Consider the following 13,972-nt stretch of genomic DNA (forward strand, 5'->3'; position numbering starts at 1 on the left):
CCAGTTCAAATTGCGACACGAATAGCCCGAATGCGACCCCGGCCCGTCGGGCGGGCCGGGGGGATGGTTCAGAGCAGCGCCTCGGGGTGAACGGTCTCGATGCCGAGCGCCTCGCCCACCGCGGCGTAGGTGAGCTGACCCGCGTGGACGTTGAGGCCCGCCAGCAGGTGCGGGTCGTCGGCGCAGGCCTTTTTCCAGCCCTTGTCGGCCAGCGCCAGCATGAAGGGCATGGTGGCGTTTCCGAGCGCGATGGTGGAGGTGCGTGCCACGGCCCCGGGCATGTTGGCCACGCAGTAATGCATGATCCCGTCCACCTCGTAGACCGGGTCGGCATGGGTGGTGGCGCGCGAGGTCTCGAAACAGCCGCCCTGGTCGATCGCCACATCCACCAGCGCCGCGCCGGGCTTCATCATCCCGAACTGATCACGGCGCACCAGCTTGGGCGCGGCGGCGCCGGGGATGAGCACCGCGCCGATCACCATGTCGGCCTGCGGCAGCAGCTCTTCCAACAGACCGGCGGAGGAATAGCCGGTCTTGAACATGTCGCCGAATATGTCGTCGAGTGTGCGCAGACGGGGCAGCGAGCGGTCGAGCACGGTCACCTCCGCGCCCATGCCCGCCGCGATGCGTGCGGCATGGGTGCCCACCACGCCGCCACCGATCACGATCACGCGGGCGGGGCCCACGCCGGGCACGCCGCCCATCAGCACGCCGCGCCCGCCATTGGCCTTTTGCAGGGTCCAGGCACCCATCTGCGGGGCGAGACGGCCCGCCACCTCGGACATCGGGGCCAGCAGCGGCAGGCCGCCTGCGCGGTCCGTCACCGTCTCGTAGGCGATGGCGGTGCAGCCCGAGGCGATGAGATCGCGGGTCTGTGCCTCGTCGGGGGCGAGGTGCAGGTAGGTGAAGAGCACCTGCCCCTCGCGCAGCATCTTGCGCTCGACCGCCTGCGGCTCCTTGACCTTGACGATCATGTCGGCTTCGGCGAACACTTCGGCGGCGGTGGCGATGATGCGCGCGCCTGCGGCCTCATAGGCGGCGTCGTCGAAGCCCGCGCCGAGCCCTGCGCCGGATTGCACGATCACTTCGTGGCCGTGGGCCACGGCCTCTTTCGCGGCGATGGGGGTGAGGCCGACGCGGTATTCCTGTGGCTTGATCTCGGTGGGGCAGCCGATCTTCATTGGGGTCTCCTCCTGTTCTGATGGCAACAGTGTGCCGCGGATGACCCGCAAGGCGGTTGAAATTCCGCTCGCCACAGGGGCAATCTTGTGAATATATTTCGACAATTGGCAGGTTCTGAGGGAGGGTCTTGCGGCATGGCGCTGGATGACACGGACAGGCGGCTGTTGCGCGTGCTTCAGAAACGCGGGCGCATCTCCAACGCGGACCTCGCCGAGGCGGTGAACCTGTCGGCCTCGGCCTGTCACCGGCGGGTGCAGCGGCTGGAGGCCGAGGGCTATATCACCGGCTATGTCGCGCTGCTCGACGCGCGGAGAATGGGCGTGCCGGCGGTGATCTTTGTGGAGATCACGCTTACCACGCAGGCCGATGACGTGCTCGACGCCTTCGAAAAGGCGGTGGCGCGGGTGCCCGATGTGCTGGAATGCCACCTGACGGCGGGGGCGGCGGATTACGTGCTCAAGGTGGTGGCCGAGGATACCGAGGATTTCGCCCGCATCCACCGTCAATACCTCGCCCGCCTGCCCGGCGTGGCCAAGATGCAGTCGAGTTTCGCGCTGCGCACGGTGTTCTCGACCACGGCGCTGCCGGTCAACGGCTGACGGCCTGCGCGGCTTGACCGCGCGGGGCGGGGCGAATACGGATCGAATTCGTCGGATCAACGCCGGAGCCCGTCCCCCGAGATGAGCGAGAGTTTCCTGCACCGCCTCGCATGGATCGTGGTGATCCTGTGCCTCGCGCCCATCGTGGCGGCGGCGCTGGCGGCGCTGACGGGCGATCTCGATACCTGGCGCAACGTGCTCTCGTCGGTGCTGCCGCGCTACACGGCCAACACGCTCAGGCTGGTGGCGATCGTGGCGGTGGGCACGGCCATCATCGGCGCGGGGGCGGCATGGCTGGTGACGGTCTACCGCTTTCCGGGCGTGCGCCTTCTGGAGGTGACGCTGGCGCTGCCGCTGGCCTTTCCGGCCTACGTGATGGCGTATGCCTATACCCACATGCTGGATCATCCCGGCCCGGTGCAGACGGCGCTGCGCGCGGTGATGGGATGGGGCCCGCGCGAGTACTGGTTTCCCGAGGTGCGCTCGCTTGGCGGCGCGGCGGCGATGCTGACCATCGTTCTCTATCCGTATGTCTACCTGCTGGCGCGTGCCTCGTTCCGGCAGCAATCGGCCAACGCGTTCCTCGTGGCGCGCACGCTGGGGCGCTCGCCCGCGCGGGCGTTCTGGCATGTGGCGCTGCCGATGGCGCGGCCCGCGATCGCCGGGGGCGTGCTGCTGGCGATCATGGAGACCATCGCCGATTTCGGCACGGTGGCGTTCTTCAACGTTCAGACCTTTGCCACCGGCATCTACCAGGCGTGGTTCAGCCTTGGCGACCGGGCGGCGGCGGCGCAGCTTGCGCTGTGCCTGCTGGCCTTTGCGCTGCTGCTGGCGGGGCTGGAACGGGCGAGCCGGGGGCGGGCGCGCACGGCGGGGCGTGGCGGCCGGTTCGAGACGATGGAACGTCCGCGCCTGCGCGGCGCGGCGGCGGCGGGGGCGTTCGCCTTCTGCTTCCTGCCGGTTCTGCTGGGCTTTCTGCTGCCTGTGGTGATGCTGGGGGTGATGGCGGTGGGCTCGGGGCAGGACCTGCTGGCCCCGCGTTACCTCGGCTTCATGTCCAACTCGCTGGTGCTGGCCTCGGTCGCGTCGGTGCTGACGGTGCTGGGCGCGGTACTGGTGGGGTTCCGCGCGCGGATGCGGCCCGGGCGGGCCTCGCGCGCGCTGGTGGTGGGCGCGGGGCTGGGATACGCGGTGCCCGGCGGCGTGATCGCGGTCGGGCTGATGGTGCCGATGGCGGCGTTCGACAATGCGCTTGACGCGGTGATGCGCGACTATTTCGGTATCCGCACCGGCCTGCTGATCACCGGGTCGATCTGGCTGATGGTGATGGCCTATGTGGTGCGGTTCATGGCCGCCGCGCTCAACGCCTATGACAGCGGCATGGCGACGGTGCCGCACAATCTCGACGCGATCGGGCGGTCGCTGGGGCAGCCGGGGCCGGGGCTTCTGCGGCGGGTGCACCTGCCGGTGGCGCGGACCTCGGTGCTGACGGCGCTGCTGATCGTGTTCGTGGACGTCATGAAGGAGTTGCCCGCGACGCTGATCCTGCACCCGTTCAACTTCCAGACGCTGGCGGTGCAGGCGCACCGCCTCGCCTCGGACGAGCGGCTGGCCGAGGCGGCGGTGCCGTCGCTGGTGCTGGTGGCGTTCGGCCTCATCCCGGTGGCGATCCTGTGCCGGACACTGGGCCGCGACGCACAGAGCCGCCGCGCGGCGCGGCTGGGGGCGGCGATCTCGGCGGGGTGAGGGGAATGAGTGTGCTTCTTCTCCGCGCGCACCGCGTCACATTCCATGTCGAGTGCCTCAAGCGCATGAGAGTGCCGCTAAACAGATCAATGCTTGAGCAATACGGGCATCTACTCGACGACACCGGCGAAGATCACGGATAGGCCGCGCCCGGTGCTTCCAGCCACGCGGGCCTCGTAGCGTGACCGGATCTCGGTACCAAAGCTGTTCTGCGCCGCAACCTCTCCGTGCACTTCATAGGTGCAATCCCCGCGCTGGGTGATCACCGGATCGGACCAGACATCGAACCGTGCGCTGCCTGGCGATTTCAGTTCGCCGCGCACTGCCTCTTTAGCCACAGAATACGCCCGGCTTTCAGAGCACGTCATGACCTTGCCGTAGCCGAACACGGCTGCACCAGCGAGCACCCCGATCAGCGCGGTTGTTACTATCGCTTTTTTCAGCTCGATGGCCATCGTCGTTAAACTCACACTATCGGATCAGGCTATGCAACGATAGTGGGACTCGGCATAGATGTCGACTTGCGTCAAATTCGCATGAATCGCGAGGACAGGAAGGGAGTCGGACGGCACACGGCTTCAAATGTTTCGGTGCCGACATAACCACTTTTTGACGCTGTTTGGAGTCTGCTACCAAGCGTTTTAACTATGTGCGCCATCGCGGATAAGTCCCACGCGGAGTTCGCTTCAATAGTTTGCACTAGATCAATCTCGCCCGCCCTATTCCGGCCTTTGAAGGCTGAACGTCTCGCGCACCACCGTGTAGTCCATGTAGCCCAGCCGCGAGAGCGGGTTGTAGCGGGTGACGTCGAAGCGGCCATCGTTGAGGCAGGCGTCATCCATGTAGACGCCCGTGACCTCGCCGAAAACGACGACATTGGCCTCGCCGGGAAGCTGCACGATCTGCGTCAGGCGGCATTCGAGCGCGGCGGGGCTGGCGGCGACGCGGGCGCAATCCACCGTCTCGCACGCGGCCTTTTCCAGCGCGGCGTCGGCGAACTCGTCCACCTCGCGGCCCCACGGCCCCGAGGTGCGGTTCATGGCGTCGGTCAGCGCCTCGCTCACCACGTTGACGCAGAACACGCCCGTCTCGCGGATATTGGCGACGCTGTCCTTGGTGCCGTCGCGGTCGGGCTTCACGGAAGTGGAGGCGAACATCACCTGCGGCGGCACATAGGCCACCGCGTTGAAGAACGAATAGGGCGCGAGGTTGTCGCGGCCTTCGCTGTCGCGGGTCGATATCCAGCCGATCGGGCGCGGCGTGACGATGGCGTTGAACGGGTTGTGCGGCAGGCCGTGGCCGTCCTCGGGGCGGTAGAACATGCTCTCTCCTTCGGGGGTGATCCGGTTTGTGCCAGCGGTAACGCCGTGCTACGCGCCCTTCCAGTCAATTCTCGCGAAGGTGCGGCGCGTCATGGTCGAGCTCGGGCCCGAGGGGCCGCAGGATCTGTGGGAGGTCGAGGCGCTCTTTGACCTGTGCTTCGCGCCGGGGCGCGAGGCGCTGTCGTCCTACCGGCTGCGCGAGGGCGTGGCCCCGGTGGCCGAGCTGTGTCTGGTGGCGCGCGAGGACGGCATCGTCGCGGGTGCGATCCGCTACTGGCCGGTGCGGGTCGGTGCGGCGCGCGCGCTTCTGCTGGGCCCGGTGGCCGTGCACCCCACCCACCAGGGCGAGGGGTTGGGCGGCTGGCTCATCCGCGAGAGCGTCGAGCGGGCGCGTGCCCTGCGCTGGGCACGGGTGATGCTGGTGGGCGACACACCCTATTACGGGCGCTTCGGCTTTGCCCGGCTCGACGGGGTCGCGATGCCGCCGCCGACGGATCCTGGCCGTGTGCTTGGGCTCGCGCTCGTGCCCGGCGCGTGGGACGGGGTCAGCGGCAAGGTGATGCCTGCCGCCGACGCTGAATGATGCTGTCGGGCGACGGCGTGTGCCGGTCCGGCCGGACTTCGCCCGAACCGCACGCCACACCTCAGATGGTCTGATCGTAGTCGCCGACACCCGGCTCGGTGCGGATGACCGCGTCGAGATCGGCAAAGATCGCGCGCATCTCGGCTTCGCTCTCGCTGCTTTCGCAGACCACCACGAGGTTGGGCGTGTTGCTTGAGGCGCGTACCAGCCCCCAGGAGCCATTGTCGAGGATGACGCGTGCGCCGTTCACCGTCACCACCTCCTTGATGGTGCGGCACGCGACAGGCTCGCCCGCCTCGTGCTTGGCGACCAGCCGCGCGACGATGCGCTCCAGCACCTGATATTTCTCGGTATCGGCGCACCAGGGCGACATGGTGGGGGTGGACCAGGTCACCGGCAGGGCGCGCCGCAGGTCCGACATCGACATTTCCGGGTTGCGGTCCATCAGCTTGCAGATCTCAACGGCCACGCGCATGCCGCAGTCATAGCCGCGCCCCACCGGCTCGGCCAGAAAGTAGTGCCCGGATTTCTCGAACCCGGCCAATGCGCCGAGTTCCCTGACCCGGCGCTTCATGTGGCTGTGCCCGGTCTTCCAGTAATCCGCCCTGGCACCGTGCTTGCGCAATTCGGGGTCCGAGGCGAACAGCCCGGTGGATTTCACATCCGCGACAAAGGTCGCATTGGGGTAAATCTTCGACAGATCCCGCGCCATGATGACGCCCATCTTGTCGGCGAAAATCTCTTCGCCCTCGTCATCGACCACGCCGCAGCGGTCGCCGTCGCCATCAAAGCCAAGCGCGAAATCGGCCCCCGTGGCGCGCACCGTCGCGGCCATGTCGTGCAGCATTTCCATCGCTTCGGGGTTCGGGTTGTAATGCGGGAAGGTATAGTCGAGCCGGGTGTGCGAGGGGATCACCTCGACGCCGATGCGCTCCAACAGCTCGGGCGCAAAGGCCGAGGCGGTGCCGTTGCCGGTGGCGCAGACGACGCGCAGCTTGCGGGTCATCCTGAAATCGCCCGCGAGGTCGTCAAGATAGGCCTCGCGCACGCCATCGACAAATTCATACGCCCCGCCCGGATGCGGCTGCCCGCGCCCCTCCAGCACGATACCCTTCAGTTCGGCCATCTCGTCGGGGCCATGCGTCAGCGGCCGCTCGAACCCCATCTTGACCCCGGTCCAGCCGTTCGGGTTATGCGAGGCGGTGACCATGGCGACGGCGGGCACATCGAGGTGAAACTGCGCGAAATACGCCATCGGCGACAGGCAGGGTCCGATATCCTTGACCGTGATGCCGGCCTGCATCAGCCCGAGGATGAGCGCGTTCTTGATGCTCAGGGAATAGTCGCGATAATCGTTGCCGACCGCGATCACCGGCGCGATCCCGCGCGCGCGGATCTGCGTGCCGAGCCCGAGGCCAAGCGCGGTGATGCCGGGCAGGTTGATCTCGTCGGGGTATTTCCAGCGCGCGTCGTATTCGCGAAAGCCGGTGGGCGCGATCATCGGGTCGCGCAGAAACGCCCACGTGTTGGGGGTGACGGTGGGCAGGGGTCTGGTCATCAAAGGAACCGGTCCGCGGTCAAAGGGTGATCGGGTGCGCCTTGGCCAGCCGGTCGAACGCCATCAGCGTGTCGATGAGCGCGGGCATCTGATCGAGCGGGATCATGTTGGGCCCGTCGGAGGGGGCGGTGTCGGGGGCCTCGTGCGTCTCGATGAAGACGGCGGCCACGCCGAGCGCCACCGCCGCGCGGGCCATGACGGGGGCGAATTCGCGCTGTCCGCCGCTGCTGCCGCCCTGCCCGCCGGGCTGCTGCACCGAATGGGTGGCGTCCATCACCACCGGATAGCCGGTGCGCGCCATCTGCGGCAGGCTGCGCATGTCGGCCACGAGCGTGTTGTAGCCGAACGACGTGCCGCGCTCGGTCAGCAGGATGCGGCGGTTGCCGGTCGCTTCGATCTTGGCCACCACGTTGGGCATGTCCCAGGGGGCCAGGAACTGGCCCTTCTTGACGTTGATCGCCGCCCCGGTCTCGCCCGCCGCGAGCAGCAAATCCGTCTGGCGGCAGAGAAAGGCGGGGATTTGCAGCACGTCGGCGACCTCGGCCACCGTTGCGCATTGATCGGGCAGGTGCACATCCGTCAGCACCGGAATCCCGAGCGTGTCGCGCACCGATTGCAGCACCTTGAGCCCCTCGTCGAGGCCCAGCCCGCGCCGCCCCGAGAGCGAGGTGCGGTTGGCCTTGTCGAAACTGCCCTTGAAGATCAGCCCGGCCCCGGCGGCGCGGCACGCCTCCTGCAGACTGCCGGCGATCATCCGGGCATGATCGGCGGATTCGAGCTGGCAGGGACCGGCGATGAGGGTGAGCGCCCGGTCATTGCCGAGCGTCAGGTTGTTGAGATCGACATGTTGCATATCAGGAAGACACCTGTTCGCGCAGAATGGACGCCGTGAGCGAGATCATCAGGTAGATACCAGAAAAGATCAGGAAGGCCAGAACGGTGTTTTCGAACACCTTCGGATAGGCGGCTTCCTGCGGGGCGACGGGGCGCGCGCTGACGGTGAGATAGCGCACCTGCTTGTTGGCCTCGACCTGCGCCATGCGCATCGATTCGAGCGCGGATTGCATCACCAGATCGGCGGTGGCGAGATCGGCCTGCGCCATCTGGATCGCCGCCGTCTTGGAGGCGAGCGATTTTTCGCCCGCCGCGGCGTCGGTCAGGCGGCGTTTCTGGCTGTCGAGCTCGGCGCGCAGCACCGAGATCTCGCTCTCGAGCGCCTCGACCCTGGCGGCGTTGGGGCGCGGGTTGTTGTTCTGGATGCTGAGCGCGAGCTCCTTTTCCTGGAGTTGAAGCTCGACGGTGTTGATGAGGTTGCGGATGCCGGCGATCTCGCCCTCGGGATCGAGGATGCTGTCTTCCTGCAGCGAGACGAGCCGCTCCTGCGCCTCGCGGCGCTCGGCCTTGGCCCGCTCCAGGCTCTCGGCGGCGGTCTCGACCGCGTCGTTGCGCTTGTCGCGGCTGAGTTCGTCCACGCGCTCCTCGGCATAGGCGATGAGCTGTTCGTTGAACCGCACACTGGTCTCGGGGTTGGCGGCGATCACCTCCATCCGCATCACGCCCTCGGTCGGATCGTAGCCGATCTTCACATGGTCGCGGAAATGGCTGTAGAGGTCCTCGGTGCTGGCATCCGCGTCGAGCCGCTGGACCGGGTCGATCCGGGGCTGGCTGAAATGTGCGCGATAATCCTGTTCCCGGTCGAGACGCAGCATGGCATCCTTGGATTCCAGGTATTCCTGCGTGGCGATCGCGTCCTGGCCGGTGGCGAACTGGCTGGGGATGAGGCCGCCGAGCCCGCCCTTGCCGCCGCCGCCGCCATCGGCCGACAGGATCAGGAAGGCCGAGTTGGACGAATACATCGGCGTCGCCATCACCGCGAAATAATAGCCCGCGAGAAAGGTGGGCAGGATGACGAAGGCCGCAAGCCGCGAGAACAAGAGCAGCAGCTTGCGCCGCCGGCGTCTGGCGATGTCGCGCTGGATGCCGACGATCTCGCTGGCGCGGCGGTCTGCGGGGGCGGTCTCGGTGGCGGGCAGGTTATGGCCCGGCGCCGGCACCGTCTGCGGCAGTTGCACGCGGTCCTCCCCCGGGGGCTCGCCGTCGCCCTTGCCCTTGACGAGTTCGAGCATGGTGGTGCGCTGGAACGGATCGACACCACGGGCGCGCAAGAGCCGCACCGCGTCGAAATCCGAGGTTGGGGCAAGCCCGTGCTTCTGTGCCACGCGGCGCGCCATGCGCAATTCGCGCCCCGTCAGCCCCTCGCGGCGGATGTCGTCGATGCTGGTGCCCGGCGCCCCGGCGCGGGTCTGGTCGATCTGGCCGTCGCGGGGCGGCTCCGGCTGCGGCTCCGGTTGCGGCTCGGCCTGCGGGTCCGCTTGCGGGTCCGGCGCATGACCGGGCTGCGCCAATGCGTCGGGCCGGGCCTCGGCGGCGTTGCCGTGATGCCCGTGATGCCCCGTGGCGGCGGTCGCGGCGGGGGCGCTGCGGCGGATGCGGAATTTGCTAACCTTGGGTTTCGTAGTCATAAAGCTCTTTTGCCTCTTCCAAGGTGTCGAACATGTGCAGCTTGCCGCCCATCAGAACGGCGGCGGAACTGGCGAATTTCTCGAGCACGCGCGGATCGTGCGAGACGATGATGATCGTGGTGGTGCGGAGCCTTTCCTGCAGGATCTGCCCGGCCTTGCGGTTGAACTCGACATCGGTGGTGCCGGGCATGCCCTCGTCGATGAGATACATGTCGAAATCCAGCGCCAGCATCAACGCAAAGCTGAACCGTGCGCGCATCCCCGAGGAATAGGTGCCCAGCGGCTGGTCGAAATACTCGCCCAGCCCGCACAGCCAGCGGCAATAGGCCTCGACGTAATCGGGCTCGATGCCGTAGAGCTGGGCGATGTAGCGCGCGTTTTCCCGTGCCGACAGGCGCGAGACGACCCCGCCCATGAACCCCAGCGGAAACGAGATGCGGCAGCCGCGGCGGATCACGCCCTCGTCGGGCTTTTCCAGCCCCGCCATCATGTTGATGACGGTGGTCTTGCCGGTGCCGTTCGGCGCGAGGATGCCGAGGCTGCGCCCGATTTCGACGCGGAACGAGACCCTCTCCAGGATCACCTTGTACTGTGTTCCCGTCCAGAAGGACTTGGAGACGTTTTCGAACTCGAGCATTCACAGCGTCCTGTTGATCGTCCGCGTCTTGCCAGTGGTCCCGGTTGCCGGGGCCGTGCGGGTCGCGTCATTATTCCTGATCTGCGGACAATATGCCATTGGATCAGGGCAATATTATGCAAGAGGCAACGAACATCGTGGCAATTTCCTGTCCTTGCACCGGACCGAACTTGCCGGAAACGATCCGCGCGGGATAGGCTGCACAGGGTCGCAGCAACCGGGGCACAGGGATGACAGGCGCGGTGCAGGAGATTCCCCCGCAGACGCTGGCAAACTGGCAACGCATCGTGGACCTCATCGCCCGCCTCGCGGACGTCCCCGCAAGCCTGGTGATGCGCAGCGACCCGCCGCATCATTCCGTCCATGTCAGCAGCGCCGGCGGTGACAACCCCTATGTGCCGGGCCTGCGGTTCACGCTGGGCCCGCGTCTCTACTGTCACGGCGTGATGAGCCGCGACGGAGAGCTGGTGGTCGAGGACGCCCATCAGGACCCGGACTGGCACGACAATGACGATCTCGAACACGGCATGAGCTTTTACATCGGCTACCCGCTGAAATGGCCCGATGGCCGGGTGTTCGGCACGATCTGCGTGCTGGATCGCCGCCGCAACCGCCGCGCGCTGATGTTCCGCGAGGGGCTGCGCGAATTCGCGCGTGTGATCGAGGCCGATCTCGCGCTGCTGTCGGAGATGGCCGGGCGCAAGGCGCTGGAGCGGGATTTGCAGAGCGCGCTCGACGAGATGGAACAGCGCGTTGCCGACCGCACCCGCGATATGGAAGAGGCCAACACCGCCCTGCGCGTCCTTCTGGCCAATCTCGAAGCGGCGCGGGCCGAGCATGACAAGGGTGTCGCGCAGCAGATCAAGGGGCTGGTCATGCCGCATCTGGGCAAGCTGCGGGCGCGGGTCGGCACCGACGAGACCGCCGCGCTCTACCTGCGCCTGATCGAGGAGAACCTTGCCCGGCTTACCGGCGCTCAGGCCGCCGGGCTGACCGCGCTGATGGACGGGCTGACCCCGACCGAACGCGACGTGGCGCAGATGGTCCTGCGCGGCATGACCACCAAGGACATCGCCCGGGCCCTGTCGCGCGGGACCAGCACGGTGGATTTCCACCGGCGCAACATACGCCGCAAGCTCGGCCTCGGGGGCAGTGGGCGAGGGCTGCGGGCGCTGTTGCTCGACCGTCAGGGATAGCGATGTGTCGATGCTCGCGACGGGACAGAGGGGGTGGTCGTCTGCCAGGTGAGTGTCCGATATTGGCCTCTTGCTGCCGTTGACCCATCAGGTGATGAGCCGCGCGAGCGCCAGCCCGCGGGATGGCGATGCAAGGGCTGGTCTATTGCGCTTTATGTCGGGGTTCCCGAGTAATATCAAAGCCTTGCGCCAGCGGCACCCAATCGCCAGCCCTGTCGGGCGGGTCATGCCAGAGGCATGCCTCTGGCATGACCGCTCGCGCGGCGGCGTGCAAGCACGCCTTGATTCCGCGCGGGGGAAGGCAGGCGAATGGCGGGAACAGGCCAATCTTGACCTTGAGGTCATTCGGATAAAGGCCAGCCAGGCCCCCATACCCGACAATCGAAAGGGACCGACATTTCGCTCTGTCCGCAATCAAGGATAAATAGGGGGATTTGCCCCGCATTTCGCCCCGGTTTTTCCCATAGTCCGGCCTTGTGTGCGCGCTGTTACCCTGTCCCCGCCGGGATGCACCCGGCGACAAGCAAGACAACAGGGATGACATCATGGACAGAAAAGACATCAAACCCGCGCTGATCGATGGCCGCTCCGGGGGGCTTGCCCCCGGCGTGTCGCGGCGCTCGTTCTTCATGGCCGCCGGGGCGGCGGGGATCGGTGCTGCCACGCAGGTGATCGGCGCGCGCCCCGCCGAGGCGCAATCGACGGCCTGGCTGCAACCGGGTAACAACAACCACGTCATCGACCTTCAGGATGAGACCGGGCAGCCGGGCGAGGGCAGCGTCGGTCTCGATTTCTACGGCCATTGCGCGTTCAGGATCACCTCGCCCAAGGGCGCGACGGTGCTGTTCGACCCGTGGCGCGACGATCCCTCCGGCGCCTGGGGGATGTGGTTCAAGACCGAGTTCCCCGAGACCGTGGTCGATATCTGCATGTCCACCCACGCCCATTTCGACCATGACGCGGTGGACCGGCCGCACTCCACCATGGTGCTCGACCGGATGGTGGGCCGCTTCGATTTCGCCGATCTCAGCATCACCGGTTTCGCCGACAAGCACACCTGCGTCGCCCCCGGCTGGTATCACTGGACCGATGCGCTGGCCGAATTCGGCGTCGATGCCTGCCCGCCGAACAACGTGGGCCACATGGACAACGTGGCATTTCTGGTCGAGACCGGCGGCATCCGCACGCTGATCTGGGGCGACAACCGGCACAACCCGTCCGAGGCCTTCTGGCAGTCGGTGGGGCGGGTCGACGTGCTGACCCTGCCGGTCGACGGCTCCGAGCATATCCTCTCGTTCGAGCAGGGCAACGAGATCGTCGCCCGGCTCAAGCCGCGGATCGTGATCCCCACGCATTACCTCAACGAGACCACAAGCTACACGCTGACCACGCTTCAGGTCGCCGATGACTGGGTGAAGGCGCAAAGGAACCACCGCTTCCTCGACGGGCCAAGCCTGCGCCTCGACGCCGCCGAAATCGCCGGAATGGAGCAGGAGTTCCACTATTTCGGCCATCACGCGATGACCGCCTGACCACGCCGGGGCGTGGCACATCGGGCACGGGGGGCGCATCGCGTCCCCCGGTTTGCGTGGTGCCGATTGCCCGCCGCGTGCCGCTGGGCTAGGGACAGGCAGGAAAAGGCCCGAACGGGGAACGCCATGAGCCGGATTTGCCATATCGAACTGGATGACGCCAACCTGCCGCCGCCCACGCCCGAGATCGAGCAGGAGCGCAAGGTGGCGATGTATGACCTCATCGAGGAGAACAGCTTTGCCCTGCCGCTGCGCGACGATCGGCGGGTGCCCGACGGCCCCTACCGCGTCGGCCTCGCGATCCGCGACAAGCGGCTGGTGTTCGACATCCGCACCGAGGACGGCGAGCCGGCGGCCGAGTTTCACCTGTCGCTGTCGCCGTTCCGGCAGGTGGTCAAGGATTACTGGGCCATCTGCGAGAGCTATTTCGACGCCGTGAAGAACATGCCGCCCGGCCAGATCGAGACCATCGACATGGCCCGCCGCGGCATCCACAACGAGGGCGCGCGCGTGCTGGCCGAGCGGCTGGAGGGCAAGGCGGAGGTGGACGCCGACACCGCGCGGCGGCTGTTCACGCTCATCTGCGTGCTGCATCACGGGGGCTGAGCGGATGCCCGCACCCCTGCCGCAATCGGTGCTGTTCTGCTGCGATCACAACGCGGTGCGCTCGCCGATGGCGGAGGGCATCATGAAGAAGTTCTACGGCACCGAGAGCTACGTGCAGTCGGCGGGCGTCAAGAGCGACATGGATATCGACGGCTTCGCCATCGCCGTGTGCCGCGAGATCGGGGTCGAGCTGGAACGCCACCGCACCCGCAGTTTCGACGAGATGGAGCAATGGGGCGACGACCTGTCGTCGTTCGACCTGATCGTCGCGCTGAGCCCGGCGAGCCAGCGCCGCGCGCTCGATCTCACGCGGTTCTTTCACCTCGATGTCGTTTACTGGCCGATCATGGACCCCACCGGGCTTGCGCAGGACCGCGAGGCCAAGCTTGTTGCCTATCGCAAGACCCGCGACCAGATCGTCGGCCACCTGACCGGGCGGTGGGGGCCGCCCCAGACCGGGGAGGAAACATGAACGAGACCGTGAGTGGA

Annotated in this window: 14 protein-coding genes; 7 read left to right on the top strand and 7 right to left on the bottom strand. The window is 67.0% G+C overall.

What is annotated here, in order from left to right; genetic code table 11:
• Positions 1-68 precede the first annotated feature (68 nt).
• Complete coding sequence (ald, locus tag ACFFU4_RS00765) at positions 69-1,181, bottom strand: alanine dehydrogenase (RefSeq protein WP_377066044.1); 1,113 nt, start codon at positions 1,179-1,181, stop codon at positions 69-71.
• A gap of 135 nt (positions 1,182-1,316) precedes the next feature.
• On the opposite strand from ald, the gene ACFFU4_RS00770 reads away from it, so the two are divergent.
• Both ACFFU4_RS00770 and ACFFU4_RS00775 read left to right on the top strand, forming a co-directional pair.
• Positions 1,317-1,781 (top strand): Lrp/AsnC family transcriptional regulator, encoded by a 465-nt coding sequence (locus ACFFU4_RS00770; RefSeq protein WP_377066046.1) that lies wholly within the window; start codon positions 1,317-1,319, stop codon positions 1,779-1,781.
• A gap of 81 nt (positions 1,782-1,862) precedes the next feature.
• Positions 1,863-3,527, top strand: a complete 1,665-nt coding sequence (locus tag ACFFU4_RS00775) for an ABC transporter permease (protein ID WP_377066048.1) — start codon at positions 1,863-1,865, stop codon at positions 3,525-3,527.
• A 110-nt stretch (positions 3,528-3,637) separates the two neighbouring features.
• Here ACFFU4_RS00775 and ACFFU4_RS00780 read toward each other — a convergent pair whose 3' ends face one another.
• Both ACFFU4_RS00780 and ACFFU4_RS00785 read right to left on the bottom strand, forming a co-directional pair.
• Entirely contained in the window at positions 3,638-3,982 is a 345-nt protein-coding gene (locus ACFFU4_RS00780) for a hypothetical protein (RefSeq protein WP_377066050.1), read from the bottom strand.
• Positions 3,983-4,246: 264 nt separating this feature from the next.
• Entirely contained in the window at positions 4,247-4,849 is a 603-nt protein-coding gene (locus ACFFU4_RS00785; RefSeq protein ID WP_377066052.1) for a flavin reductase family protein, read from the bottom strand.
• A 91-nt stretch (positions 4,850-4,940) separates the two neighbouring features.
• Between ACFFU4_RS00785 and ACFFU4_RS00790 the strand changes: the two genes are divergently transcribed.
• Positions 4,941-5,432: a GNAT family N-acetyltransferase gene (locus tag ACFFU4_RS00790; RefSeq protein ID WP_377066054.1), complete on the top strand. Its 492-nt coding sequence runs from the start codon at positions 4,941-4,943 to the stop codon at positions 5,430-5,432.
• A gap of 61 nt (positions 5,433-5,493) precedes the next feature.
• On the opposite strand, the gene ACFFU4_RS00795 is transcribed toward ACFFU4_RS00790, so the two are convergent.
• From ACFFU4_RS00795 to ACFFU4_RS00810, 4 genes are read right to left on the bottom strand one after another with little or no spacing between them, the layout of a single operon-like run.
• Positions 5,494-6,990, bottom strand: a complete 1,497-nt coding sequence (locus ACFFU4_RS00795; protein WP_377066056.1) for a phosphomannomutase/phosphoglucomutase — start codon at positions 6,988-6,990, stop codon at positions 5,494-5,496.
• Between the two features lie 19 nt (positions 6,991-7,009).
• On the bottom strand, positions 7,010-7,843 hold the full coding sequence (gene kdsA / locus ACFFU4_RS00800) for a 3-deoxy-8-phosphooctulonate synthase (protein WP_377066058.1): 834 nt from the start codon (positions 7,841-7,843) through the stop codon (positions 7,010-7,012).
• Between the two features lies 1 nt (position 7,844).
• Complete coding sequence (locus ACFFU4_RS00805) at positions 7,845-9,512, bottom strand: KpsE/RkpR family capsule polysaccharide export protein (RefSeq protein WP_377066060.1); 1,668 nt, start codon at positions 9,510-9,512, stop codon at positions 7,845-7,847.
• Positions 9,490-10,149, bottom strand: coding sequence for an ABC transporter ATP-binding protein (locus ACFFU4_RS00810; RefSeq protein WP_377066062.1), 660 nt, complete (start codon positions 10,147-10,149; stop codon positions 9,490-9,492). The genes ACFFU4_RS00805 and ACFFU4_RS00810 overlap by 23 nt, the downstream gene beginning before the upstream one ends.
• Positions 10,150-10,391: 242 nt before the next feature.
• Here ACFFU4_RS00810 and ACFFU4_RS00815 point away from each other — a divergent pair, with 242 nt between their 5' ends.
• The 4 genes from ACFFU4_RS00815 (at position 10,392) to ACFFU4_RS00830 (ending at position 13,955) form a co-directional block, all read left to right on the top strand.
• Complete coding sequence (locus ACFFU4_RS00815) at positions 10,392-11,345, top strand: LuxR C-terminal-related transcriptional regulator (protein WP_377066064.1); 954 nt, start codon at positions 10,392-10,394, stop codon at positions 11,343-11,345.
• Between the two features lie 545 nt (positions 11,346-11,890).
• Positions 11,891-12,877, top strand: coding sequence for an MBL fold metallo-hydrolase (locus ACFFU4_RS00820; protein ID WP_377066066.1), 987 nt, complete (start codon positions 11,891-11,893; stop codon positions 12,875-12,877).
• A 126-nt stretch (positions 12,878-13,003) separates the two neighbouring features.
• Entirely contained in the window at positions 13,004-13,483 is a 480-nt protein-coding gene (locus ACFFU4_RS00825; RefSeq protein ID WP_377066068.1) for a UPF0262 family protein, read from the top strand.
• Positions 13,484-13,487: 4 nt separating this feature from the next.
• Entirely contained in the window at positions 13,488-13,955 is a 468-nt protein-coding gene (locus ACFFU4_RS00830; RefSeq protein WP_377066070.1) for an arsenate-mycothiol transferase ArsC, read from the top strand.
• Positions 13,956-13,972: the final 17 nt, after the last annotated feature.

It is taken from the genome of Roseovarius ramblicola, from assembly GCF_042430665.1.
Lineage (GTDB): Bacteria > Pseudomonadota > Alphaproteobacteria > Rhodobacterales > Rhodobacteraceae > Roseovarius > Roseovarius ramblicola.